Annotated in this window: 29 protein-coding genes, 1 tRNA gene, 5 pseudogenes and 1 riboswitch; of the genes and pseudogenes, 9 read left to right on the plus strand and 26 right to left on the minus strand. The window is 46.5% G+C overall.

All coding sequences use genetic code 11. The annotated features are described in order from the left end of the window. Positions 1-100: 100 nt before the first annotated feature. On the minus strand, positions 101-436 hold the full coding sequence (locus RS881_RS04845; protein WP_315820038.1) for a hypothetical protein: 336 nt from the start codon (positions 434-436) through the stop codon (positions 101-103). Next, positions 433-705 carry a hypothetical protein gene (locus RS881_RS04850; protein ID WP_315820039.1) on the minus strand — a complete coding sequence of 91 codons (273 nt, stop codon included), beginning with the start codon at positions 703-705 and terminating at the stop codon, positions 433-435. The genes RS881_RS04845 and RS881_RS04850 overlap by 4 nt, the downstream gene beginning before the upstream one ends. Before the next feature lie 226 nt (positions 706-931). Here RS881_RS04850 and RS881_RS04855 point away from each other — a divergent pair, with 226 nt between their 5' ends. From RS881_RS04855 to RS881_RS04875, 5 genes are all read left to right on the plus strand, one after another. Next, positions 932-1,135 (plus strand): hypothetical protein, encoded by a 204-nt coding sequence (locus tag RS881_RS04855; RefSeq protein ID WP_315820040.1) that lies wholly within the window; start codon positions 932-934, stop codon positions 1,133-1,135. A gap of 83 nt (positions 1,136-1,218) precedes the next feature. Continuing rightward, positions 1,219-1,470, plus strand: coding sequence for a hypothetical protein (locus tag RS881_RS04860; protein ID WP_315820041.1), 252 nt, complete (start codon positions 1,219-1,221; stop codon positions 1,468-1,470). A gap of 134 nt (positions 1,471-1,604) precedes the next feature. After that, positions 1,605-1,904, plus strand: a complete 300-nt coding sequence (locus RS881_RS04865) for a DUF5009 domain-containing protein (protein WP_315820042.1) — start codon at positions 1,605-1,607, stop codon at positions 1,902-1,904. Further along, the gene (locus RS881_RS04870) at positions 1,892-2,230 is read left to right on the plus strand and encodes a hypothetical protein (RefSeq protein ID WP_315820043.1); all 339 of its coding nucleotides are present in this window, start codon (positions 1,892-1,894) and stop codon (positions 2,228-2,230) included. Before RS881_RS04865 ends, RS881_RS04870 begins: the two co-directional genes overlap by 13 nt. A gap of 192 nt (positions 2,231-2,422) precedes the next feature. Further along, positions 2,423-2,800, plus strand: coding sequence for a hypothetical protein (locus RS881_RS04875; protein ID WP_315820044.1), 378 nt, complete (start codon positions 2,423-2,425; stop codon positions 2,798-2,800). 120 nt (positions 2,801-2,920) lie between these two features. Here RS881_RS04875 and RS881_RS04880 read toward each other — a convergent pair whose 3' ends face one another. The 24 genes and pseudogenes from RS881_RS04880 to RS881_RS59030 all read right to left on the minus strand — a co-directional run. Further along, a complete protein-coding gene (locus tag RS881_RS04880; protein WP_315820045.1) occupies positions 2,921-4,315 on the minus strand; it encodes a M20/M25/M40 family metallo-hydrolase in 1,395 nt (464 codons plus the stop codon). Further along, positions 4,207-4,524 (minus strand): hypothetical protein, encoded by a 318-nt coding sequence (locus RS881_RS04885; RefSeq protein WP_315820046.1) that lies wholly within the window; start codon positions 4,522-4,524, stop codon positions 4,207-4,209. The genes RS881_RS04880 and RS881_RS04885 overlap by 109 nt, the downstream gene beginning before the upstream one ends. A gap of 284 nt (positions 4,525-4,808) precedes the next feature. Further along, positions 4,809-5,561, minus strand: coding sequence for a collagen binding domain-containing protein (locus RS881_RS04890; RefSeq protein ID WP_315820047.1), 753 nt, complete (start codon positions 5,559-5,561; stop codon positions 4,809-4,811). A 110-nt stretch (positions 5,562-5,671) separates the two neighbouring features. Beyond that, positions 5,672-5,944, minus strand: a complete 273-nt coding sequence (locus RS881_RS04895) for a hypothetical protein (RefSeq protein WP_315820048.1) — start codon at positions 5,942-5,944, stop codon at positions 5,672-5,674. Between the two features lie 428 nt (positions 5,945-6,372). Beyond that, complete coding sequence (locus RS881_RS04900; protein ID WP_315820049.1) at positions 6,373-6,945, minus strand: GNAT family N-acetyltransferase; 573 nt, start codon at positions 6,943-6,945, stop codon at positions 6,373-6,375. Between the two features lie 13 nt (positions 6,946-6,958). Continuing rightward, positions 6,959-7,030: transfer RNA gene (locus RS881_RS04905), tRNA-Arg, on the minus strand. Positions 7,031-7,037: 7 nt separating this feature from the next. After that, positions 7,038-7,382 carry a MarC family protein gene (locus RS881_RS04910; RefSeq protein WP_315820050.1) on the minus strand — a complete coding sequence of 115 codons (345 nt, stop codon included), beginning with the start codon at positions 7,380-7,382 and terminating at the stop codon, positions 7,038-7,040. A gap of 108 nt (positions 7,383-7,490) precedes the next feature. After that, entirely contained in the window at positions 7,491-7,613 is a 123-nt protein-coding gene (locus tag RS881_RS04915) for a hypothetical protein (RefSeq protein ID WP_315820051.1), read from the minus strand. Between the two features lie 40 nt (positions 7,614-7,653). After that, positions 7,654-8,019: a histidine phosphatase family protein gene (locus RS881_RS04920; protein ID WP_315820052.1), complete on the minus strand. Its 366-nt coding sequence runs from the start codon at positions 8,017-8,019 to the stop codon at positions 7,654-7,656. Then, positions 7,971-8,255, minus strand: coding sequence for a histidine phosphatase family protein (locus RS881_RS04925; RefSeq protein WP_315820053.1), 285 nt, complete (start codon positions 8,253-8,255; stop codon positions 7,971-7,973). The genes RS881_RS04920 and RS881_RS04925 overlap by 49 nt, the downstream gene beginning before the upstream one ends. Before the next feature lie 136 nt (positions 8,256-8,391). After that, positions 8,392-9,203 (minus strand): annotated as a pseudogene (locus RS881_RS59015) (adenosylcobinamide-GDP ribazoletransferase). A 225-nt stretch (positions 9,204-9,428) separates the two neighbouring features. Then, positions 9,429-10,427 (minus strand): nicotinate-nucleotide--dimethylbenzimidazole phosphoribosyltransferase, encoded by a 999-nt coding sequence (gene cobT / locus RS881_RS04940; RefSeq protein WP_315820056.1) that lies wholly within the window; start codon positions 10,425-10,427, stop codon positions 9,429-9,431. After that, a complete protein-coding gene (locus RS881_RS04945) occupies positions 10,424-11,131 on the minus strand; it encodes a Dph6-related ATP pyrophosphatase (RefSeq protein ID WP_315820057.1) in 708 nt (235 codons plus the stop codon). The genes cobT and RS881_RS04945 overlap by 4 nt, the downstream gene beginning before the upstream one ends. 111 nt (positions 11,132-11,242) lie before the next feature. Continuing rightward, positions 11,243-11,787, minus strand: a pseudogene (locus tag RS881_RS59020) (bifunctional adenosylcobinamide kinase/adenosylcobinamide-phosphate guanylyltransferase). 90 nt (positions 11,788-11,877) lie between these two features. Further along, a complete protein-coding gene (locus RS881_RS04960) occupies positions 11,878-12,045 on the minus strand; it encodes a cysteine-rich CWC family protein (RefSeq protein WP_315820059.1) in 168 nt (55 codons plus the stop codon). 49 nt (positions 12,046-12,094) lie between these two features. After that, entirely contained in the window at positions 12,095-12,943 is an 849-nt protein-coding gene (locus RS881_RS04965; protein ID WP_315820060.1) for an ABC transporter substrate-binding protein, read from the minus strand. After that, the gene (locus RS881_RS04970) at positions 12,907-13,029 is read right to left on the minus strand and encodes a hypothetical protein (RefSeq protein ID WP_315820061.1); all 123 of its coding nucleotides are present in this window, start codon (positions 13,027-13,029) and stop codon (positions 12,907-12,909) included. Before RS881_RS04970 ends, RS881_RS04965 begins: the two co-directional genes overlap by 37 nt. An 85-nt stretch (positions 13,030-13,114) precedes the next feature. Continuing rightward, positions 13,115-13,573, minus strand: coding sequence for a DUF6580 family putative transport protein (locus RS881_RS04975; RefSeq protein ID WP_315820062.1), 459 nt, complete (start codon positions 13,571-13,573; stop codon positions 13,115-13,117). Next, positions 13,510-13,704 (minus strand): hypothetical protein, encoded by a 195-nt coding sequence (locus tag RS881_RS04980; RefSeq protein WP_315825054.1) that lies wholly within the window; start codon positions 13,702-13,704, stop codon positions 13,510-13,512. The genes RS881_RS04975 and RS881_RS04980 overlap by 64 nt, the downstream gene beginning before the upstream one ends. A 17-nt stretch (positions 13,705-13,721) precedes the next feature. Continuing rightward, positions 13,722-15,560, minus strand: coding sequence for a TonB-dependent receptor plug domain-containing protein (locus RS881_RS04985; RefSeq protein WP_315820063.1), 1,839 nt, complete (start codon positions 15,558-15,560; stop codon positions 13,722-13,724). Then, positions 15,557-15,709, minus strand: coding sequence for a hypothetical protein (locus RS881_RS04990; protein WP_315820064.1), 153 nt, complete (start codon positions 15,707-15,709; stop codon positions 15,557-15,559). The genes RS881_RS04985 and RS881_RS04990 overlap by 4 nt, the downstream gene beginning before the upstream one ends. Positions 15,710-15,830: 121 nt before the next feature. Then, a riboswitch (cobalamin riboswitch) is annotated at positions 15,831-16,105 on the minus strand. A gap of 686 nt (positions 16,106-16,791) precedes the next feature. Beyond that, a complete protein-coding gene (locus RS881_RS04995) occupies positions 16,792-17,568 on the minus strand; it encodes a TonB-dependent receptor (RefSeq protein WP_315820065.1) in 777 nt (258 codons plus the stop codon). Next, entirely contained in the window at positions 17,451-17,891 is a 441-nt protein-coding gene (locus tag RS881_RS59025) for a TonB-dependent receptor domain-containing protein (RefSeq protein WP_350340089.1), read from the minus strand. The genes RS881_RS04995 and RS881_RS59025 overlap by 118 nt, the downstream gene beginning before the upstream one ends. A gap of 539 nt (positions 17,892-18,430) precedes the next feature. Continuing rightward, positions 18,431-18,832, minus strand: a pseudogene (locus RS881_RS59030) (TonB-dependent receptor plug domain-containing protein); the annotation flags it as partial. A gap of 198 nt (positions 18,833-19,030) precedes the next feature. Here RS881_RS59030 and RS881_RS05005 point away from each other — a divergent pair. The 4 genes and pseudogenes from RS881_RS05005 (at position 19,031) to RS881_RS05020 (ending at position 21,390) form a co-directional block, all read left to right on the plus strand. Further along, a pseudogene (locus RS881_RS05005) lies at positions 19,031-19,938 on the plus strand (amino acid permease). After that, positions 19,935-20,180, plus strand: coding sequence for a hypothetical protein (locus RS881_RS05010; protein WP_315820067.1), 246 nt, complete (start codon positions 19,935-19,937; stop codon positions 20,178-20,180). Before RS881_RS05005 ends, RS881_RS05010 begins: the two are co-directional and overlap by 4 nt. A 36-nt stretch (positions 20,181-20,216) precedes the next feature. After that, positions 20,217-20,612 carry a PLP-dependent transferase gene (locus RS881_RS05015; RefSeq protein WP_315820068.1) on the plus strand — a complete coding sequence of 132 codons (396 nt, stop codon included), beginning with the start codon at positions 20,217-20,219 and terminating at the stop codon, positions 20,610-20,612. Beyond that, positions 20,564-21,390 (plus strand): annotated as a pseudogene (locus RS881_RS05020) (trans-sulfuration enzyme family protein). The gene RS881_RS05015 and the pseudogene RS881_RS05020 overlap by 49 nt, the downstream one beginning before the upstream one ends. Positions 21,391-21,431 lie beyond the last annotated feature (41 nt).

A 21,431-nucleotide genomic window follows, 5' to 3' on the forward strand; every position in this document is an offset into this window, starting at 1 on the left:
GTAATGGATGGCAGCTTCTATAATAGTATTCTCTTTGTCCTTTCTGTATTTCAGCTTTTTCTTTTCAGGTGCTGTTTTACCTCACGGGCATGATCTTTCATCAGTGAGAAAAGACCTTTTTACTTCTGATCGTATGATAGTTCCCATCCTTGTAAACATAGTACTGGTACTGCTCTACAAATTTCCTTTCCAATATTTCCTTTACTGTTTCTTCAATGAATTTGCTTCGACGTACCAATACACTGGTGGGGCCTGTATACATTTGATCATAGAACCCCGTGGAAAGTGGAGAATTACTCAAACTATCTTTAAGGATACGGATAAAATGGTGGTTCATCAGTGAGAAGCTTTTTATCTTTTCACTGAACAGAGACATCCGGAAAAAATTATTGAAGTGCAGGATAACGATCCGGTCTTTCACAATATCATACATCATTTGAACCGTATCATAAGCAATACCATCATATACAATGCTTCCACGCTGCCAGGTATTTTCCAGGTAATAAGGTATGCCTTCGATCTTGGGCGAATAACCAAAAACTCTACTCCATTGTATAAGCGCGATTGCTTGTCGATGTAGTGGTGGTAACTCGTAATGGCATTGTGAAGTGCTATGGCCGGCACACTGTCAGTGGGGGCAGTTTCCTGGGCCACCGATGCATACCCAGAGAGGGTAAGGCAAACAAATAGCAGTTGTTTGAACATTAGTTTTAATGTGTTGGTTAACTCGTTGAGCCAATTTACAGTTTTTCCGTGGTGTCATCGCCGTTTTTCGCTCACCGACCTATATTAATGATGAACTAATATTTGATCTTGCCCGCAACGCCTGTATAAATATCCTTGTCATAATGCAAATACTGCCGGCTTACACCTTATTCATACTAGTGTTGAAAACAGCCGGCTTGTAATGGACTTTATGAAATGGATTCAGATGAAAACACTTCTACTCTTAGTAGCAATATGGGGAGGAGCCTTGGCTACCTGTGCGCAAAACAAGCAAAACACCCTCTCTGTAGGTGTTGATCTGGCTACTCCTGTGTACACCATGGTAGGTGATATGAAGGGAGTGCTTACCGGACTGTTCATTAAAAAGAATGGCGCAGTCGCAATGGGCTGGCTGCTACCGCAAGCGTAGGATACAACTATTTTAAAGGAACCATTCATGCCTTTGATGACAAGGAAACCAAGGACTTTGCCTTTATAAGTGTATTACCTGGTTTGAAATATTATGTTTGGAATAATTACTATGCAGGCTTTGAAGCTGGCTTTAGCATCAAAGCACACAAGCATGCTGCTACCAAACTTACCCTCGTTCCAGCTATTGGTATGTTGATGCCCGTGGCTGGTAAGCAAATAGACCTTGGCCTCCGTTTTTATACCATTCCAACAGGTTTCTCCATTCCCGAAGCTCCCTTACTGCGCAAGGGAGGCTACAGCTTCCTCGGCGTAAGAATAGCCCTTGTATTCTGATTTTCATTGATTATCAGTCACCCGAAGGCCCCTCGTCGTGCCAACCGGTTTGCGCATCCACCCATATATTTCTACTCCTATACGTTGAAAATCGTGTACTTCATTGTATTTTTAAGCAACCCAACTCCCTGCCAATGAAGTATAATACGTTAACTACACAGCGTATTCTCTCCATCGATGTTTTTAGAGGTATCACCATTCTTGTCATGATCTTCGTGAATGATGTAGCTGGTGTATCCGGTATTCCCAGCTGGATGAAGCACGTGCCGGCGGATGCTGATGCTATGACATTTGTAGATCTTGTGTTTCCCGCTTTTCTGTTTATAGTGGGTATGTCACTACCTTTCGCACTGAATAACCGCCTGGCCAAGGGCGATTCCTTTTGGAAGCTCAGGCCCATATTATCTGGCGAACCATTGGTTTGCTCGTATTAGGCATTTTTATGGTCAATGCCGAAGGAGGCTATAACGAAGCTGCCATGGGCATGTCCATCCATATTTGGTCATTATTATTTTACGCTTGTGCCATCCTGGTCTGGAATGTGTACTATTTTAAAAATAAGCGCGTAGCCCTTGTTTTGCAAGCCCTGGGGGTGGCTGGTTTAATTTACCTGGGCATCATCTACAAGGCAGGCGAAGATGGTTCAAAGGGCTCACACCCCATTGGTGGGGTATATTGGGCCTTATTGGCTGGGCTTATTTCCTTAGCTGTACCATTTACCAATTGGTGCGCGGTAGCATCGGCGGATTGCTATTTATGATCCTGGTATGCGTGGGGTGGTATATTGCCGGGCGACTGCCTGCTGCCGAATCAATGCTGCTTTGCGTTGGATCGGGTCCCAATCTGGCAACGCATCTCATACCAGCATTGTATTAAGCGGCATCGTATTGTCCCTTATATTTTTTGAACGGAAGAGCATCAAACCAATACCCAGCGGTTTATTCAGGCCATTGTGTTCATGGTATTGGCCGCCATTGCTGCCTGGATACTCAGGCCCTGGTACCATATTTCAAAAATATACGCTACCCCTTCCTGGTGTTTGTATTCCGTAGCCATCTGTACACTTTTGTTCAGCCTCCTGTATTGGCTGCTCGATGTTAAAAAAATAAGCGGATGGACGGCCTTCTTCAAACCTGCAGCTTCCAACCCCCTTCTCATTTACATACTACCCGCCATTATCTATCATGTACAGGTATGGTTTGGGTTGTATTTTATGCCATCCACTTTTCACCAGGGATGGCTGGGTGTGGCATGGTCGGCTGTTTATGCCATCATTATTATGGGCATCGCCATCCTGCTTAACAAACTAAAGATCAGACTACACTTGTAACGATACCCAAGTCCAAGCAAAAGGCCAGAGTCATTCGTAGCAAGCGACTGCCGATTGTCGACTGCCGATTGCCAAAACGAAGCAAAAGATTGCCGATTCACGAAAAAGGCTGCCCACTTATCATGGACAGCCTTTCTTATAATTAAAAACTAGACTAATTATGATCTCTAATTCACCCCTCCCTTCCGCGTAACTTTTTGTCTGCGCGGGCCAGGTGCCTGGTTCTCCTGTTCTGGGATTCACAGGCAGTACACTCTTTTCACGCGATGTTTTGGTCGGATCTTCACTGGCCATATATGCCAGAATGGCCGTAAGGATCGCATTACTACGTACATCATCAAATACGATCTTATCATAAGTGTCGCGGTTCGTATGCCAGGTATAGTTGCCATACGACCAGCTATTCGAGCTTAAAGAAAAGGCTGGTGCACCTACTGCAACAAAAGAAGCAAAGTCCGATCCACCACCACCCGGTGCGCCGGGAAACCGTGTTTCAACCTGACTGCGTATATCACCAGGTACTTTCGATAACCACCTGCCCAGGTAATCATAGGCATGCAAATATCCCTGTCCCGAAAGATTCACTACCCGGCCTGTTCCATTGTCCTGGTTAAAGAGCACCTGGATATTTTTTACTATTTCAGGATGGTCTTCTACAAAAGCCCGGGAACCATTCAGTCCCTGCTCCTCACTGCCCCAGTGGCCTACCAGGATCGTTCTTTTAGGATTGGGATAGATCTTCTTCAATATCCGCATCGCTTCCATCATCACCAATGTTCCGGTGCCATTATCCGTTGCTCCCGTACCACCGTCCCAGCTATCAAAATGCGCTGACAGGATCACATATTCATCAGGTTTTTCACTTCCTTTTATCTCGGCAATCGTATTAAAGGTGGGCACTATACCCAGCTCCTTCGAGTCGGCACGAACACTGATGGATGTTTTGGTGCCATCTTCCGTAAGCCTGTACAATAAGCCATAATCTTCCAATGCAATATCAATCGTGGGTACCTTGGTAGTATAGGCGCCAAAGATCTTATTAACACCAAAGCCATTTGACCAGTTGGACATAACAATACCTACTGCCCCGGCTTTTTCCAGCGCTGCCGGTAAGGTACGCGCTGTATAACCTGTTTTGCTGATCCGGTTGCGCCAGGCTTCTGATTGTGCTGTACGCTCTTTCTTCATCTTCTCTACGGACTCTTTGGTGCCAAATTCATCCCAATTATAATCAGGCCGTCCTGTGGGTTGCGGCATGGAGATCATTACAAATTTGCCTTTCACTGCTGGCAGCCATTGCTGGAAGGCGATAGAATCGGCCAGGTCGGGCACGATCACCAGTTCGGCCGTTACTGTTTTGCCAGCAGTAGAGGGACTCCAGGCCAACTGCGTGCCTTCCAATGATTTCACCCGGGGCAATACCATATCAATATGCGTAACCCCTCTTTCCCATCCGCGCCATTCGCCCCACTGCTCATTTTTAGCCTGGATACCCCAGCTTTGGTATTTGGCCACTGCCCAGTCATTGGCTTTTTCATTTGCGGCGTACCCACCAGCCGTGGGCCAATGCCATCCATTAATTCATGTGCCAGCTGTTGCAGTTGCGAGTTCTTAGTAGCTTCTTCAACAATACTTTTAACGACTAGGGAGTCCCTGGTTTGGGCTATCACCTCATTGCCTACTAGCAATAAGCCAAGGGCAAATACAGTAACGTTTCTTCTCATAACGAACGATTGGGTTTACTTTATCCACCGAAAGTATTAAGGAATGAATAAAAGCCAGCCCCGTTCGTAATTAAAATTCACATTAAAAGATTAATCTGTTCATTCGTTGATTGAAGCGCTGCATCAGGCCTGGCGAAACCAACTTAGGGTGGGCGCCCTTCCCGCCAGTTGGCGGAACGGCTCACCCCGATCGAAATTCCCAGGTTTCCGCGAACTGGCCGTTGACTGCTGATCAACAGTCAACTTTTTCCGGTCATGATACCTAAAGCGATTGGTACTGGTGCTTAAGGCGCTGTGACAATAAACCGGTAACTGCCGGCTGTAAGCCCATTCAAATTAACCTCACCATTGCTATTGGTTGTGATCGTGATCATGCTGGGTCCAGGGTTTTTGCCGCCTTTTACAATAATGCCACCGATTGGATTACCAGGGCTGGCAACAAGTCCATTGTTTAATGGATTATTGCCCGATTGTCCGTTGCCCTGGTACAAAGGATTCTCCGACTTCTTAACTCCTTTTTCGCTGATACTTCTGCCTTGTGGTGCTGCTTCCCCAGGAGCTGTGAGTACAAAGCGATAGTCGCCTGTTTCCTTAAATGTAAATTCAAACACACCCTTGTTATCAGTAGTAAGCGTCATCAGGTTACCACCAGGATTCTTACCGCCTTTTACTATAACTCCCTTGATAGGCTGCCCCGGACGAGCTGCACCCTGTGCAACAGCTGACGCGCCAGACTGCAATCCTGCATTTACTTTTTCACCAAAGGTTTTGCCTTGCGTTTGTCTTCCCGTGCTGGGCGTATCAGTAGAGATTGCTGCACGCCCGGCTGCATACGAAGCAGAGGCTACACCACCACCCTTCGTTACTTTACCTATCCTGCGGGCAGCCTTGCCTTTCCCAAAACTCCAGCTAAAGCCAGCTTGTACAGTAGTAGTAAGGTGAGCAGGTTCTTTTGAATCGCCCGCTAATGCCAACTTACCTGCAGCCAATTGTGAGGGTTCATACGTTTGCTTATCATTGAAGCCGCCGGCAGGCACCAGTTTATATTGCTAACTGCCACTTCCAGGACCTGCATTAACCGATGTGGCGGCATACACACTTAAGTTGCCGGTTAACTGGTAGCCTACTTTTACCTGTGGGATGATGATCATACCCTGGCTTTTTGCCTTGGGGAACCTGCAAGTATTACCATGCGGGAGCCGCCATTGACCATCACCTGGCTGCTTTGTGTAAACGTATCACGGGTTGAATGAAAGTATCCGGCACTTACGGAAGGCGATAGCGATATTTTTCCAAATGTGAAATCAGCCTGTAGTCCGGTATAAAAAGAATAAGCCTGGCTGTTGGAAGAACCGTATTGCTTATTGGTGATCTCCAGGTTGCCGCTGGGTAATTGGTATTTCGATTGTACACCGGCCATGTCCGGCTGTTGATTCCTGGCCGACTGATAATATCCCCGGCCAGGATACCCAAGGTGAATTTGCCGCTACCTTTCACTGATCCATCCCATCCTTTTCTAAGAAGAGGAACAAATACATCGGCGCCAGCCTGCATACCATTGCCAATCAGCCCTTGCTGTTTTAATGCCGTGGAACTGAAACTTCTTCCACCACCAAGGGAAATGGTAATTGATTTTTGTGTTGATTCCTGGGCTATTGCTATTGTGCTTACCAGTAAGAATAGAAGGGTTGGGAAGCCGTTTTCATGTTGTTGTTTGTGATGAGCGTTTAAATGCTACTCATTACAACAGCATATCAACACAACTCCTGTTTTGTTACCCCCAGGGGGCAGGTTGCTATAAATTGAGCGGCATTCCTGATACCTAGCCCCTATTCCATTCAATATCAGCTAGTCATGGGGCTTACGCCAGTATCCCTGTCCGGTAGCTTTGGTCATATAAAAGGCAAATTCGTCCAGACCATCATAGAGGTGGTAATTAAACCCGGTGATGTCAAAGCCATAGCGTTGGTAAAAGGCGATCGCCGGCACATTCGTATTTTGCGTTTCCAGTTCTACATGCCGGAAGCCCTGTAAACTGGCGTGTTGCAATACCCGGTTGAGCAGCAGGCCGCCTACTCCCTGCTGGCGGTAAAATTGCGATACATGAATGTTCTCAATATAGAGCGTGTTGTTCCATGACCTGGCTGTGCAAATGACAACCCCAATCAATCGATCATTGTCGTAAGCGCCAAAGGAATGTCCTTCTTCCAGGAGGGTGGCATATTCAGCAAAATCGGCGGGGTAGTCTTTCCAGTTTTTAAGGAAGGGAGTTGCCAGGTCTTCCAATTGAACCTGCCATTGAAACCCATTAGCATTGGTGGTTTTGCGAACGCGATAAACCTGCGGGGAAGTATAGCCATTATGACCAAAGGAGGCCCTTTGTTCGATGGTGAAAGTGGAAAGGGAAGTAATACTGATCATAGTGAAATTGAAGTGGCTTCGCCAGGAATCGAACCTGGATCTGGAGCTTCGGAAACTCTTATACTATCCATTGTACTACGAAGCCAATTACACTATTTTATCAAGGTGCCTATATTACTCGCAAAAAGCTTTACGGCAATGGCCAGCAAAATTACGCCAAAAAACTTTCTCACCGCTAATAATCCTGCCGGTCCCAAAAGTTTCGCAATATAGTTCAGGGATTTCAAAACGAGGAAAACAATTATGAGGTTGATCAAAATACCGAATAAAACAGTCCATTGGCTATAATTGGCCGAGAGGGAAATAATGGTGGTGAGTGTGCCGGAACCCGCTATCAGCGGGAAGGCAATGGGTACCACCGCACCCGATTTGTGATCGCCATCACTTTTAAAGAACTCCATCCCCAATACCATTTCCATCCCCAGGATAAAAATCACGATCGAACCTGCTACCGCAAAGAGCTTACATCCAGGCCGAGGACCTTCAAAAACTTTTCGCCCGTAAGCAGGAACAGGATCATCAGGCCCCCGAAACCAGCGTGGCCCTTAGTTCATGAATACCGCCCATCTTTTTTTCAGCGTGATCAGCAAGGGAATAGATCCCAGGATATCAATGATGGCGAATAAAGTGAAGGTAACTGTTATCAGGTCGTCAAAACGCAAGTCCATGGCATTCGATTTTACTGACAAGGAATACTACAAGTTACTACTATTTATAACTTGGCTTATGCTGTTCTTTGCCTGTATTAATATTGGATAGCATTTCATAGCGAAATCCATTGCCTTCCTGGTCGATCTTTACTACACATCCATAATGCAGGGAAAAAGCCGCAAAAGAATCTTTTAAAGGAGTATGTGTAATATGAGCCAGGATACTCCTGATCACTCCACCATGCGTTATAATGGCAGCCTGCTGCCCGGTAGCTGCTACGCCTTCAAAACAACGGCTTACCCGGTCAAATACATGTACATAACTCTCTCCACCCGGAATACAAACATGCACAAAATCATTCATCCAGGGATCGATCACCTCCTTGGGAATATCATTCCACTTTTGCAGTTCCCATTCCCGCAACTGATCTCCTTCAGATCATGGTCAAATTTGATAGGATGAGCCGGAAATAAATGTGCTGCCAGTTTACTGCATCGTTGCAGCGGGCTGCTGTAAACAGCTGCTAACTCGTCAGGCAGGTATTGACCAATGATGTTGGCTTCTTCCAGGAAACTGCCAGTTACATCAATATCTGCCTGTCCATAACAGGTTCCTTTATCAATGAGTGGGGTAGTATGGCGGATAACATAAATACTCATAGCGCAATAATAAGCAAATCAGTTGTTAAAGGTGGGCCACCCTGCCGCGCTGCTATGCCTGGCTGCAGGGTGACTCACCTATTGTTTAAAGATTACTTGTTGACAGGTCGCCCTTCCTGGGCGGCTCACCCTCTTGTTAAATTATATACTGCCAAACGATCAATACCCCCAGGTAAAACGTCAGTTCACTTACCTGCTGAATAGCACCCAGGCAATCGCCCGTATATCCTCCGATCCATTTTTTGAAATACACGGCCATTCGGTAAGCGATCAGCAGTACAGGAATAATAGCCAATGCGAAATGCCAGGGTAGAAAAACAAAAGGCAACAAAGCAAAGAGACAAGCCATCAGGATAGTAACAAAAGAAGGTCGGCTGCTGGTAACCGGTTTCGATTTACTGCCATCAGGGTCAGTAACATAATCAAATAGACAAATGGTGAATACGCCCATCAGCCGGCTGATGGCATGTGCGGCTATCAATACCAATAAGAAGTTCTTATAGTTGAGGAAGATATTGATGGAGGGATTAGCCAGATCAGGTGAAAACTTGGGCAGTTCTTTCAGCAGCAGGAACTTGGCCGACAGGATGCCGATAAGACCGGTTACCCCATAGGTACCCAGTCGGCTGTCTTTCATGATCAGCAGTATTTTTCTTTCGTCCAGCCGCCTCCAAAAGCATCACATACGTCGGCAAAGCCATCTTCATGAAAGGCCCCCGTAGTAAATATCCCTGCAATGATAGAAGCCAGGATGGCAATATCCTCACTTACATATTTATTAAATACCAGGAAGGTAAGGCCGCTGATGAGCGCCACGATCCAGCCTATTAAGGGAAAATAACGTGCCGATTTTTCCAGGTATTCCTGCGAATGGTCGGTAAACTTAGGTACCGGCAGACGGGTAAGGAACATCAATGCCGTAAAGAATATACGAATTTCCTTTTTCATAATGGTATAAGTAAACTTCCGGAAAAGCCCTAAGTCAGTAAAGTCGGAAAGAAATACAAGATGTCCGAAAGTCAGCAAAGTCCGAAAGTCGGTAAATGATACAATAAGTATTGGTGTTTTTCTTCCGGTCTTTTCCGACTTCCCGTGTTTCCGACTACTCTTTATTCGATACTCCTGCCGATTCAAAGGAGGCCATTTCTTCCAGGAACTTAACGGCCGATTGTATCAGGGGATGGCCAGTGCTGCTCCTGTTCCTTCGCCCAACCGCATACCCAGTTGCAATAATGTTTTGGCTTGCAGGTATTGCAGCATTTGTTCATGACCATGTTCTCCACTGGTATGTGCAAAAATGCAATAACGCATTACGCCTGGTTCGATCAGTTTGGCCAATAACAGCGCGGCAGAAGCGATGAACCCATCTACTACGATCACCATGTTTTGTTCCGCTGCCTGCAGGTAAGCTCCCGTCATCATAGCGATCTCGAAACCTCCTACCCGCGATAGCAAGGTAATGGGTTGGTCGTGGAGCTGCTGCAATTGGTGCAGGGCATGTACCTGCTCCAGCGTGCTGATCTTCGTTTGTAATTGGTCGTTGTTCACACCCGTACCCCGGCCCACACAGGCGGATACCGGTAAACCTGTTACCGCACTCATGATGAGCGAGGCCGATGAAGTATTGCCGATACCCATTTCGCCAAAGCCTATGCAATTACTGCCCCGGTCGGCAATCATTTTTACAATGGCTTTGCCTTTTTCAATAGCGGATAAGGCAGACTCTTCGCTCATGGCCGGGCCGGTGAGGTAATTGTCGGTGCCATAATTCAATTTAGCATTGACGAAGATCTCGCCATTCTTCACCCGCAATTGTGTAGAAGCCGGTACCAGTTCATAATTTACCCCGGCATCTACCACCTGTAAGGTGATGTTGTGTTGCCGGCAAAACACATTGATGGCAGCCCCTCCATTCAAAAAGTTCAGCACCATCTGTGCCGTTACTTCCTGTGGGTAGGGATTCACCAAACCTGTTTTGGCAATACCGTGATCGCCCGCAAATACAACGATATGCGGCTGCGTGATTTCCGGCTTTAAGGTGTCCTGGATCAGCCCTACCTGCAGGGCAATATCTTCCAGCAGGCCCAGCGATCCCGGTGGTTTTGTTTTGTTGTTGATCTTGTGTTGTAGATCGGCCTCCAGGGAGGCGGCGGTAATGGTATTTGTTATCATGGCATTAATAGATCACAAAAGTAAAAGCCATACAGCGATGGCTGGTCCATGGGGTTACAGGAATTGTCGGTAGTTTGTGGCGCTTCATACCGCCTGTATACGATCTCGCCCTTGGTATAGGCGATAGGCTGATCGAATACCGGCCCATCAAATACAAAGGAATGATACTCGCCATTCTCTCCACAAACATCTACATGGGATGGCAGGTCGCGTACAAAGGAATCATCGATCAGCCGGCCACAGAAACTTTTATCCAGGAACTTTTCATTCACACATACAATGATGGCTTTAAAGCCCAGGGACAGGAATTCATCCATCAATTCCTGCGTGGATATTTTCCATAGCGGAAACACACACTGTATATTGGTTGTAGCCAGTTTTTGCTCCCGGTACGTTTTGAGGTCCTCCAGGAAAATATCTCCGAATACCGCTTGTGTGTATCCTTCCTTTTTGAGTGCTTCCACTTGTACCATCATGGCCTGTTCATATTCTTGCATACCCGGTTGTTCCGGCAGTTCAATCGTATACAAGGGCAGGCCAATGGCTTTGGCCTGTGCATGCAACAGCTCCCGCCGTACCCCATGCATCGAAACACGGTTATGCGCCGCATTGACACTGGTAAGTAAACAATCAATGCTGTATCGTTCATCCTGCAGTATCCTATGCAGGCACAGCGAGCTATCCTTGCCCCCGCTCCAATTCATATACGCTTTTGTCGCTCCCAATTATTGATTATTTATTACTGATTATTTTATATCCACTCCCTTCAAAAAACGAAGCAAAAGATTGCCGACTGCCGATTCACGATCCACGACTCACCCCTTGATCTCCATCGGTATCCCACTCACCATGAACACCACCTTGCGGGCTTGCGCAGCAAGATACTGATTCATCCAGCCTTGCAGGTCTGTGAATTTACGGCCAATGGCCGTTTCTGCATGTACGCCCATGCCTATCTCATTGCTGATGATGATAAAAGTGCCTGATTGCTGCATGAGCTGTTGAATCTCCTGCTTACACTCGGCCAGGCATTGATCAATATCGTATTTGTTATCCACAAAGAAGTTGGTAAGCCATAGCGTTACACAATCTATTACCGCTACTTTATCGTTGAGGTCAAGTTTGCTGAGCTGTTTTTCTTCTTCGATAGAAGTCCAGCGCTCATCACGGTCATCCTGGTGTCTTTTACCCGTTGCTGAAAATCCTCATCCCATTTGCGGGCAGTAGCCACGTAGATAGGGGAAGGACTTAATTGAAGCGCCAGGTCTTGTGCATAACGACTTTTTCCACTGCGGGCACCTCCGGTTACAAAAATAATACCAGCCTTATCCTCACGTCCATTCATAAACACTTCCTCCATGATTGATTATTAATTACTGATTATTGCTGCGTCGCTTCTTCCCCATTCACCATTTACTCCCAAAAGGTTCCGGAACCACTCGCCTCCTCTTCACTTATTGGCATCCAATGAATATTTCTCGGTAAATAAAACAGAACGTTGTTTCAGTTCCAGTAAACAATTCCTGCACAGGCAGTCTTGATACCGACCTTCTATAAATGCTTTTTCTTCTTCATTGAAGCTAATGTCAAAGCACTGGCAATGGTGTACATCGCCCACTTTGCATTCAAAGTGTTGTTGGCAACGGGGGCAGTTTTTTTGTTCATGCTTACACATGGGCTACTGATTTAAAGAGCGAAGTACATTTATGTTGCAGGTGGGCGGGTACGTTGAAGAGGGTGGGGTGAAACATGGCGGCCAGTATTTCAATACCATCGGTGAGTGTACTGGCGCTGGGTTGGGTAAACAGGTCATAGTCGGCCAGGTATACCGCCTTCCGCTGTACGGCGGCTAGTTGCTGCCATTCCGGTTTTCGCGTCAGCAGGTGTAATTCTTCGGCCGTACGTTCTATGGTAAAGCCGCAAGGCGCTATGACCAGTACTTCCGGGTTGTACCGTACGATCTTTTCCCAGGGTGTTACAATGCTATCGCCGGCCGGGTTCGACAGCATATCGATGCCACCTGCATAAGCGATCTGGTAAGGTATCCAGTGGCCACAATTATAGACCGGTTCTACCCATTCCATCACCATTACCCTTTTGGGTGGCGCTTTATGGGCCCTTAAGGTATCAATGATCGTATCAATTCTTTTTTGCAGAGAAGCCAGGTAGGGATAGGCTGCTTCTTCCTGTCCAAGTGCTGTAGCAATGGTGATGGCTGTTCCAAAAACATCTTCCAGGTTGTTAGGCGTAAGCGGTACCAATTGTGGCTGTTTGTCCAATTTGGCTACCGCCGCGGCTGTACAGGCTGTATCTATCTGGCATACCTCACATACATCCTGGGTGAAGATCACATCGGGCCTAATTGCCTGCAGCAGTACTTCATCCACATAATACAGACTTTTACCCTGTGCTTTGGAGGCCGAGAAGATGCGGTCGATCTCAATACTGCTATAATGCTTGCCTTCCAGTACGCAGCGTACTACTTTCTCTTTTGAGCCAGGGCTGCCGGAGGACATTCAAAAGTGATCCCCTGCAACAGGTGCTGCAGGTTCATATCGTAGATCATTTGGGTGGCGGCAGGAAGAAAAGAACAGGCAACCATACGGGATATTTGAATATTGAATAAAACAAGAAGTGAAGAATAATCCAGGAAGCTCCTGCCTATTCTTCACTTCCCAATACTATTATTATAAATTATAAACCGGCGGGGCGCAAAGCGGAGAACCTTTTTTGCAGCAGCTCAAAGCCGCCAAAAAGATACCACTATACAGTAAAGTGCCCAACAGGAAATTCCATTCGTAGGGAATCGCTGCTACCAGGCTGGCGAAATATCCACCCCAGGTTTTGGGATACATCGACTCGGCAACCATAAAACAGCCTGGGCTGGTACCAATCCAGTGAATGAGTACCGCCACAAAAGAAGCCAGTACCACATTGGTAACAGTTACTTTGCGGATGATCCACTGACCAGCAAAAGCAATCAAGGCAAAAGAACCATACGTCCAGTAAAAACCTTCATAGAAGAAACGCCATTCCCCATAATACACAAACCGGTTCAAGATGACATCGCTCATCCAAAGGGTCAATAAAGGAAACAAGTAAGCCTTATAGCTTTTGCTGAAATAGGCGCCTCCAAACAGGGCCATAGCACCCAGGGGGTAAGCGTAGCCAGGGGCGACATTTTAGCTTCTTTCGTAAGTACAATCCTCACCACGGCTGCCAAGACCATAATTGCCAGCAGCACCATCATACGGGGATTGAATTTCTTCAATGACATATTCTTTGTTTTTATAATTATAAACGTACGGATAAACCCGCATTGAAATTACGCCCTAAAGTGTTATATCCAAGCACTTCCACGTAAGAAGTATTGGTAATATTCTTCACATCTATGAACAACTTTAGCGACTTAATAAGCTGGTATTCTGCATAGAAATTCACCAGCGTATAAGATTTTAATTTAGCAATTGAGGTGGGAAAGGTACTAAAATCCAGGTCAGAACGCTTGCCAAAGTTCTGTACCCCGGCGCTGGCAAACAGGTTTTTGGTAATATGGTAATTGAGCGTGGCCCCAAAGATGCCCTTGGGCCTGCGGTACAGGTTGTAGAAAGCCGTATCCTTGGCGCCGGCCCTGGTATGTACCTTGCCATCTACATAAGCATAAGAAAGGGTGAGCTTGATCTTATCCATGAAATTAATGGCGGGCTCTATCTCAAAACCCCAATCCTTTTGTTTGTCCTGGTTAATATAATAGCTGGCAAATGTATTGGGGTTGGTATAGAACACAATGGCATCCTTTACATCGCGCTTAAACACCGATACCCGTACATTCACCAGGTTATCGGTAGAGTAATATTGGATACCTCCTTCATAGGTAATGGCCTTTTCAGGGTCCAGGTCGGTAGTGGGGTTTTTGTATTCAGAATACATCTGATACAAGGTAGGTACCTTATAAGCTGTAGAAATATTGGCAAATACCTTAAACTGGCGGTCGATCAGGAAAGAGGGGTTGATATTAAACACCCCATTATTGCCATAAACCGAATGGTGGTTGAAACGGCCGCCCGCTTCAATATTGAAACCTTCTTTACTGGCAAAGGTTAAGGCGCCATAAACACCTACCTGGTTCTGTTTGGCCGAATCAGAATTGATGGTGCCGCCATACTGGCCCTTTGTAAGTACACCACCCAAATCATAATACTTGTAAATGCCCATTGTTGTTACATCCGTAATACCATTGCGGTAATCTGCTCCTCCAGTAAAAGAAAGCTCCTGGGTTAAGGGTACATGTACATAGGCATCTACAAAATGCTCTTTCCCTTTGTAATAGCCGGTGCTGAAGCCATCAAAAATAGATTCCTTGATCAGCGAATCATTGAGGTAATTTCTTTTCGTAGAAGTAAAATTATACAGCAGGTTCAGCTTTACCCTGCCCAGGTTAAACTCATTGCGGATACCGGTTTGCAGGTTCTCTAAATTGTAGGTATAATCTTTATCGTCACTAAAAGCATCGATATCCAGATTGCCATTGAACTTACTGTAGCGCAAGTAAGGCGTGATCTTCGCGATGTTCGCTACTTTGAAACCCAGGTTGGCTATAAAGGAGTTTTGCTCATAGCCGTCCTTGTCAAACTTGCCTGTGTTATTCTTATCTGATGATTCGCTGATGCCGTTTGTCTTGAAATGCTTATAACCTACATTATAGTTCAGGAAGTCAGTACTGCCGGTGACACCTGCATTGATCTTCCGGGTTTCGTAGCTGCCATATGTTGCTGTAGCAAAGGGTGAAGCCGGTTTTTGGCCGCCGCCCTGGCGGGTAATGATATTGATCACCCCGGCTACTGCATCTGAACCATATAGGGTAGACTGGCTGCCTTTCAGTATTTCGATGCGTTCGATATTGTCAATAGGCAGTAACCTGAAATCGAAATTACTGCTGGACCCTGTTGCGTCATAGATGGGTACCCCGTCAATCATGATCAGCGTATAGTCGGATTTAGCACCCCTTAAGTAGATCGATTTATCCTTGCCGGGATTGCTATTGGCTCCGTTGACGGAGATACCCGTTTGCTCATTCAATAGCTGCGAGAGGTCTTTACCAGCGCTGCGGTCAAGTTGTGCCCGGGTAATCACCGTAATGACCTTGCCGGTTTCGGATGTTTTTTGGGGTATTTGGTAGCGGTAACCACTACTTCATCCAGTGCCATTTTACTTGTTGAATCTTGCGCCTGCCCGTACATAGTAGCCAGCAGGGCTGTTAAAGTGAGTAACCTTTTTGTCATGCTCATAGTTTGTTAAATGTGATGAACTATGAACCTTCGGAAAAAATGAATACAAACAGAAATGAAATGTCTTTTACAGTAAGACTGTTTCATCCCGGCTTTTCACCCGAAAGCTCGTCGATGCCTTTGCTGATAACTGGCAGGTCTTCTGGCTCGTTTCCCTGGTTCATCACCTTCCCATTCCCTGATGGAACAGTGGTACGAAGATCGAACAGTGTAAGATGCGCGTGGCCAATGACGAGTAGCGAGTGGGGCTTCCCACTGGCCATTTACTACCAGCCACTTGCTTCTTACTTGAAACTTACAGCTACGGGGATAGCACCGGAGTTACACCGGTTTCCCTTTTAATCCTGGCCGCCTGGTGGCGCGCCGGAAACCAATTACGGCGGCAAATGTAGGAAAGAGTTGGGTTTCTGCGCCAGGTACCTGCAGAATCCTGCCTGAACCGGCCATCAAAGCTGCCTGGTACGCACCATAAACCGTTCTGATACAAGAATAACCCGCATTTAAATTGTAAATAAGATATAGGTAAGCCGTAGATAAGCCGTATCTATTAAAAGACAGCTTATCTACGGCTTATCTACAGCTTATATACGGCTTATATACGGTTTATCCACGACTATGAACTGAATAAGACAGCTCCCTGGAAGGGGAAAACACCAGCCCGTGGCATGGACATAAATAAAGCCTGCCCATTCTGGAACAGGCTTTATTTAGGCCCAGTAGAATAGATAATTAGTTGATTTTCAAATTCGTAATGATGGTTTCGCCAGAAAAATTGAGGGTATTAAGTGTTGATTGAACAATTGCTACAGGGATGCAGGGTTTCTAAAAGCTCATAGATAAAGTCTAACGCTTCTTTGAACGATCTTCCATGGCATTATGTCCGCTGTTGGTACAACTCCTTTCTATTTTGTAGCTGTTTTCGGGTTGTATCATAATTAGGAGCTAGAAGTTTTGTTGTGCATTCGCTTTTTAATCCCGTCGATGTTTTGTCGTCCTACGTAGTTTTTTGTGTTGACCATTTCGTGTAAAAAATCATTCGGCCGGATATTCATGTAGCATGAGTTATTAGTTGCTCCTCACATATTTAAGGATAATACCCCTGCATAATTGGCGCCAGCCGCTGCATTGTAATACCGACCTGCGGCTGCATTGATATCATTGCCCAGGCTATAACGTATATTGAACAGGTTATCGGCGCTGGCAAAGAAGTCGGCGGCAAGGGTGCGGGTAATGCGTGTACGCCAGCCGAGCCGGGCGCCCATAAGCTGATAGGAAGAGGCTATTTCGGTATTGGCATCATTGAGGGCGATGGGGTCACTGTAATACCAGGTAAGGTTGGTATAGAGGCCGGGCCGGATGCTAAGGTCGAGCCCGGCAGTGAGGATATGGGGCGCTACACTGGGCAATTGTTTATTGGAGAAATCTGTAGCACCCTGTTTAAAGTCGCGATAGCGAAACTGGCTCCAGGTATGGCTGATCCACAAGCGGGCATTGGTAATAAAGCGCTTGCGTGAAGGCAGCAACTGGTAATAAGCCTGCGATTCCAGTCCTTGTTGTTTGGTGGAGCCTGCATTTACAAAATAGTCTGCATTGCTGGCATCGCGGCGTTGTACAATGGCATTTTGTAACCGGTAATAAAAGGCATTGACCTCAACATACAATCTTTGTTGCAGCCAGCTGCTTTTGATGCCCGTTTCATAGTTCACGCCCTGCTCGGCATTGAGCCCGATACTGATCACTGAGGTAGAGGGCAGCACCTCCTGGGTAGTGGGCGGGGAGAAACCTTTGGCAATGCTGGCATAAAGCAATAGTTCGGGGATGATCTTTTGGATAGCGCTATCCTGGGCGCCCACTCATTGCTGTAGGTTCTTTTAACCGGTACAAAGGAAGGTATGGAGAGACGGGTTATGGTAATGGATGATTTGTTGAAACTTACGCCCGCATCCAAATTCCAGTTGCCGGGCAGGCGCAAGCCAGCTTGTACAAACAGGGAGTAGATCCAGCTATTGATATCATCATCGGTTTGTAGCGTATCGGGGCGCCCCTGTTTATTCTGAAAGGTTTTGGTATTGAAGAACCCGCGTTGGGCTTCGGCTCCCCAAGACAACTTAAGTTGTGCATGATCGAGTGGCTGTAGCCAATTGAAAACAGTGCGGCCACCAAAATGAGGTTCCATTCTTTTTCATAGTTACGGAAGGTGGGATTCCTGATCTGTGAAAAAGCGCCATATACCACCGAATTATTTTCCAGTTGTTCCGTAAGCTGGTAAGTATGGGAAAGGCTGGCCAAGAAGGTTTGTTGCCGGATGGCTGCCTGCAGGGCATCGGCATTGGGCCTGGCGCCACGGGGATTGCTGGTATATTCTGCCCGGGTAAGTCCACCGGGTGTTTCATAATACAAGTCGCCATACAGTACACTGGCCTGCAGGGTTTGCTTATCGTTTATTTTCAGCCGGGTTTCCCAGGTAGCAACATCGCGCCGCATATTGGTATGATCGCGGTACCCATCACTGGTTTGATGCGTATAACCAAAAGTGTTGCGGTTCTCTTCACTTCCCAACCTTACTTGTACGTTCAGGTTGTGCAGGCTATAGCTGCCATACAGGTAACTCATCTCTGCACCGGGCGTCCAGCTTTCGGGCTGGCTATTGAGCAATACGGCGCCGCCGGTACCTGCGCCATAGAGGCTGCCCGCAGGGCCTTTGATCACTTCTATGGAGTTGATATTGTAATAGCTTAATTGGTTGAGGTAGGTGCTGCCACCGGGATCGGTAAAGGGAATCCCATTCCAATACACTTTTATATTACGTACACCAAAGGGCGAGCGAAGGGTACTGCCTCTAACATTGAGGCGGAAGCTGCCGGGCGACCGTTCTTCCATGTGCACCCCGGGCGTAGTATTGAAAGCCGGCAACAAGCTGGTATTGTTGAAACGCTCCAATTGCGATTTGCCAATATAATTAATGGCGCCGGAGACCTCTTTCAGTTGACGGTTTTGTTCGTAAGCCTTCACCATTACAGCTTGCAAGGCGGTGACCGAATCAGGGGTGCTTGTTTGCTGGGCAGTCAGGTTAGTTGCCAATCCGCTGATCAGCAGAAAAAGGAAGGTGTATTTCATTAAGGTAAAAATAGTGAAATACCAGATCGCCGCTTTTCTTTATCTTCCACGAATGAAGTCCAAACTAAGCTTATTCGATCTCACCATGATTGTGATTGGGCTGGTGATCGGAATGGGCATTTTCAGAACTGCTTCTAATTCAGCAAAGGATGCATTAACCCCCGGTGTTTTTTTGCCGCCTGGATCGTAGGTGGGCTGGTGGCCCTTTGTGGTGCACTGACCTATGCCGAGATCGGTTCCAGGCATCCTGCCACCGGAGGTTATTACCGCATATTTTCTTACGCCTACCATCCTTCCCTGGCATTTTCTATTAACTGTCTCATATTGGTTTCCAATGCCGGATCGTTGTCGGGCGTGGCGCTCATTGGTGCCGGCTACATCAGTAAAGTATTATTTACGGGTCCTGTATCCGACCTTACCAAGGTGTTTATCGCTTCCATAGGCATCATTATTTTTATGGGGTGAATTTGCTGGGATTGAAGATGAGTGCCAAAACCCAGAATATATTAATGATTATTAAGATCGGTATGGTATTGATGCTGATCTCGGCCCTGTTCTTTCCGGCTCTATACAATGACAATACAGCTGCTGTGGTGGCAAGTTCCGAAGCGGGATGGGATCAATACATCAAATCATTTGGTTTGAGCCTGGTAGCCGTATCCTTTACGTATGGCGGCTATCAGCAATCCATCAATTTTGGGCATGAGGTCAAGGATGCCTCCCGCAATATTCCCCGGGGTATCTTCATTGGTATTACAGCCATTATCATATTATACCTGCTGGTCAACTACAGTTATTATAAAATTGTAGGATTTGAGAACTTAAAGAATACGAATGAAATTGCTTCTGTCATTGCTTTTAAACTGTTTGGCCAGGATGGCGCGGATGTATTTTCAGGGCTTTTATTCCTTTCGGTGCTGGCCTATGTGAATGTACAGCTGATGAGCAATCCCCGGGTAATGTTTGCGATGAGTGAAGATGGGGTATTGCCCAGCGTATTTAAAGCCAAGAGTGCCAAAAAGAAGTGGTGGTTACTTCCCTTACGGTTTTTACCATTATCTGTATTATCGTATTGTTCTTTGCCAAAACTTTTGATGAAATATTGAGCTTTACCATTTTCCTGGATTGTTTTGGCATGGCCTTATCCGCTGGTTCTATCTTCATGCTGCGCAAGCGCACCAAACACCTCAATGGAACGGGTATTTATTCCATGAAACTATACCCCCTGCAACCGATCATTTTCATTGCTGCCTATGTCTTTGTTTGTATTAGTATCATGATCAATAAGCCGATGACGGCCCTGATTGGGGTATCGGTGCTTACCGGATTTATGATATTGTATTTTTAATGCCGAAAAAAAGCCCAACGAAAACTGATAATTAGCATGATGCCTGACAATGATCTATCATATATCCTCAATGAATTGGGGGAAGAAAGGGAGCAGTACTTCCGCGCTATATCGCCGCCGATAATGCAAACCAGCAATTTCGCCTTCAAGAAGGTGGAGGAGTTGCGAAAGGTATTTGAAGATGAATACAGTACATATCTCTATAGCCGGGGATTGAACCCTACCATAGATATCCTGCGAAAGAAACTGGCTGCCCTGGATGGGGCAGAAGATTGCCTGGTTTTTAACAGTGGGGCTTCGGCCATCTTTGCTTCTGTATTTGCCAATGTGCAATCGGGCGATCATATCGTATCGGTTGGCAAACCTTATACCTGGGCGCAAAAATGTTTGACAATGTATTGCCCCGTTTTGGGGTCTCTACTACGTATGTAGATGGTACCAGGATCGAACATTTTGAGCGGGCCATTCTTCCCAATACCAGGGTCATTTACCTGGAATCGCCCAATAGCTGGGATTTTGCGTTGCAAGACCTGCGGGCGGTGGCCGAACTGGCCCGTGCAGAGGGCATTGTTACCATTTGTGACAATAGTTATTGTACGCCCTTGTACCAGCGTCCTATAGAAATGGGGATCGACATGGTACTGCAATCGGCTACCAAGTATATTGGCGGGCATAGTGATGTGGTGGCGGGGGTACTTACGGGCACCAAGGCGATGATGAAAAAGATCTTCGACAATGAGTTGCTGAATATGGGCAATGGGATATCGCCTTTTAATGCCTGGTTACTGATCAGGGGCTGCGTACCCTTCCTTTGCGGCTGGACCGGATTTCCATTACTACCCGCACGGTGATCGATTATTTAAAACAGCATCCTTCCGTAGAAGAGGTTCTTTTCCCCCTGGATGTTAATTTTCCTCAATATGAACTGGCCAGGGTACAGATGACAGGCGCCTGCGGACTGCTGACCATTGTGATGAAAGCAGAAAAAATGGAAGAGATTGTAACCTTCTGCGAATCATTGCGACATATACTGATGGCGGTAAGCTGGGGCGGTCATGAAAGCCTGGCCATACCCCGTTGTGCCTCCCTGCAACCGGAAGCCTTTAATGCGGCCGACCGGGAACACCGGATGATACGTTTTTATATCGGGTTGGAAGAGGCCGCCTACCTGGTTGCTGATATTGAGCAGGCCTTTGCGGCTGTGCATTAATATTATCCTGATAGTGGCCTGCAGCTTGCGTATAAAAAGAA

Origin of the sequence: Paraflavitalea speifideaquila (assembly GCF_032395985.1) — a bacterium.
In the GTDB taxonomy this organism is placed as follows: domain Bacteria; phylum Bacteroidota; class Bacteroidia; order Chitinophagales; family Chitinophagaceae; genus Paraflavitalea; species Paraflavitalea speifideaquila.

What these genes read in the sequence shown, in the direction of transcription:
- RS881_RS04845 (WP_315820038.1), bottom strand. Translation starts at nt 436, where the DNA reads ATGATGTATGATATTGTGAAAGACCGGATCGTTATCCTGCACTTCAAT.
- RS881_RS04850 (WP_315820039.1), bottom strand. Translation starts at nt 705, where the DNA reads ATGTTCAAACAACTGCTATTTGTTTGCCTTACCCTCTCTGGGTATGCA.
- RS881_RS04855 (WP_315820040.1), top strand. Translation starts at nt 932, where the DNA reads ATGAAAACACTTCTACTCTTAGTAGCAATATGGGGAGGAGCCTTGGCT.
- RS881_RS04865 (WP_315820042.1), top strand. Translation starts at nt 1,605, where the DNA reads ATGAAGTATAATACGTTAACTACACAGCGTATTCTCTCCATCGATGTT.
- RS881_RS04885 (WP_315820046.1), bottom strand. Translation starts at nt 4,524, where the DNA reads ATGAGAAGAAACGTTACTGTATTTGCCCTTGGCTTATTGCTAGTAGGC.
- RS881_RS04895 (WP_315820048.1), bottom strand. Translation starts at nt 5,944, where the DNA reads ATGGCCGGTGTACAATCGAAATACCAATTACCCAGCGGCAACCTGGAG.
- RS881_RS04900 (WP_315820049.1), bottom strand. Translation starts at nt 6,945, where the DNA reads ATGATCAGTATTACTTCCCTTTCCACTTTCACCATCGAACAAAGGGCC.
- RS881_RS04915 (WP_315820051.1), bottom strand. Translation starts at nt 7,613, where the DNA reads ATGGACTTGCGTTTTGACGACCTGATAACAGTTACCTTCACTTTATTC.
- RS881_RS04925 (WP_315820053.1), bottom strand. Translation starts at nt 8,255, where the DNA reads ATGAGTATTTATGTTATCCGCCATACTACCCCACTCATTGATAAAGGA.
- cobT (WP_315820056.1), bottom strand. Translation starts at nt 10,427, where the DNA reads ATGATAACAAATACCATTACCGCCGCCTCCCTGGAGGCCGATCTACAA.
- RS881_RS04945 (WP_315820057.1), bottom strand. Translation starts at nt 11,131, where the DNA reads ATGAATTGGAGCGGGGGCAAGGATAGCTCGCTGTGCCTGCATAGGATA.
- RS881_RS04965 (WP_315820060.1), bottom strand. Translation starts at nt 12,943, where the DNA reads ATGTCCTCCGGCAGCCCTGGCTCAAAAGAGAAAGTAGTACGCTGCGTA.
- RS881_RS04970 (WP_315820061.1), bottom strand. Translation starts at nt 13,029, where the DNA reads ATGGTTGCCTGTTCTTTTCTTCCTGCCGCCACCCAAATGATCTACGAT.
- RS881_RS04975 (WP_315820062.1), bottom strand. Translation starts at nt 13,573, where the DNA reads ATGGCCCTGTTTGGAGGCGCCTATTTCAGCAAAAGCTATAAGGCTTAC.
- RS881_RS04980 (WP_315825054.1), bottom strand. Translation starts at nt 13,704, where the DNA reads ATGTCATTGAAGAAATTCAATCCCCGTATGATGGTGCTGCTGGCAATT.
- RS881_RS04990 (WP_315820064.1), bottom strand. Translation starts at nt 15,709, where the DNA reads ATGACAAAAAGGTTACTCACTTTAACAGCCCTGCTGGCTACTATGTAC.
- RS881_RS59025 (WP_350340089.1), bottom strand. Translation starts at nt 17,891, where the DNA reads ATGGAACCTCATTTTGGTGGCCGCACTGTTTTCAATTGGCTACAGCCA.
- RS881_RS05015 (WP_315820068.1), top strand. Translation starts at nt 20,217, where the DNA reads ATGATGCCTGACAATGATCTATCATATATCCTCAATGAATTGGGGGAA.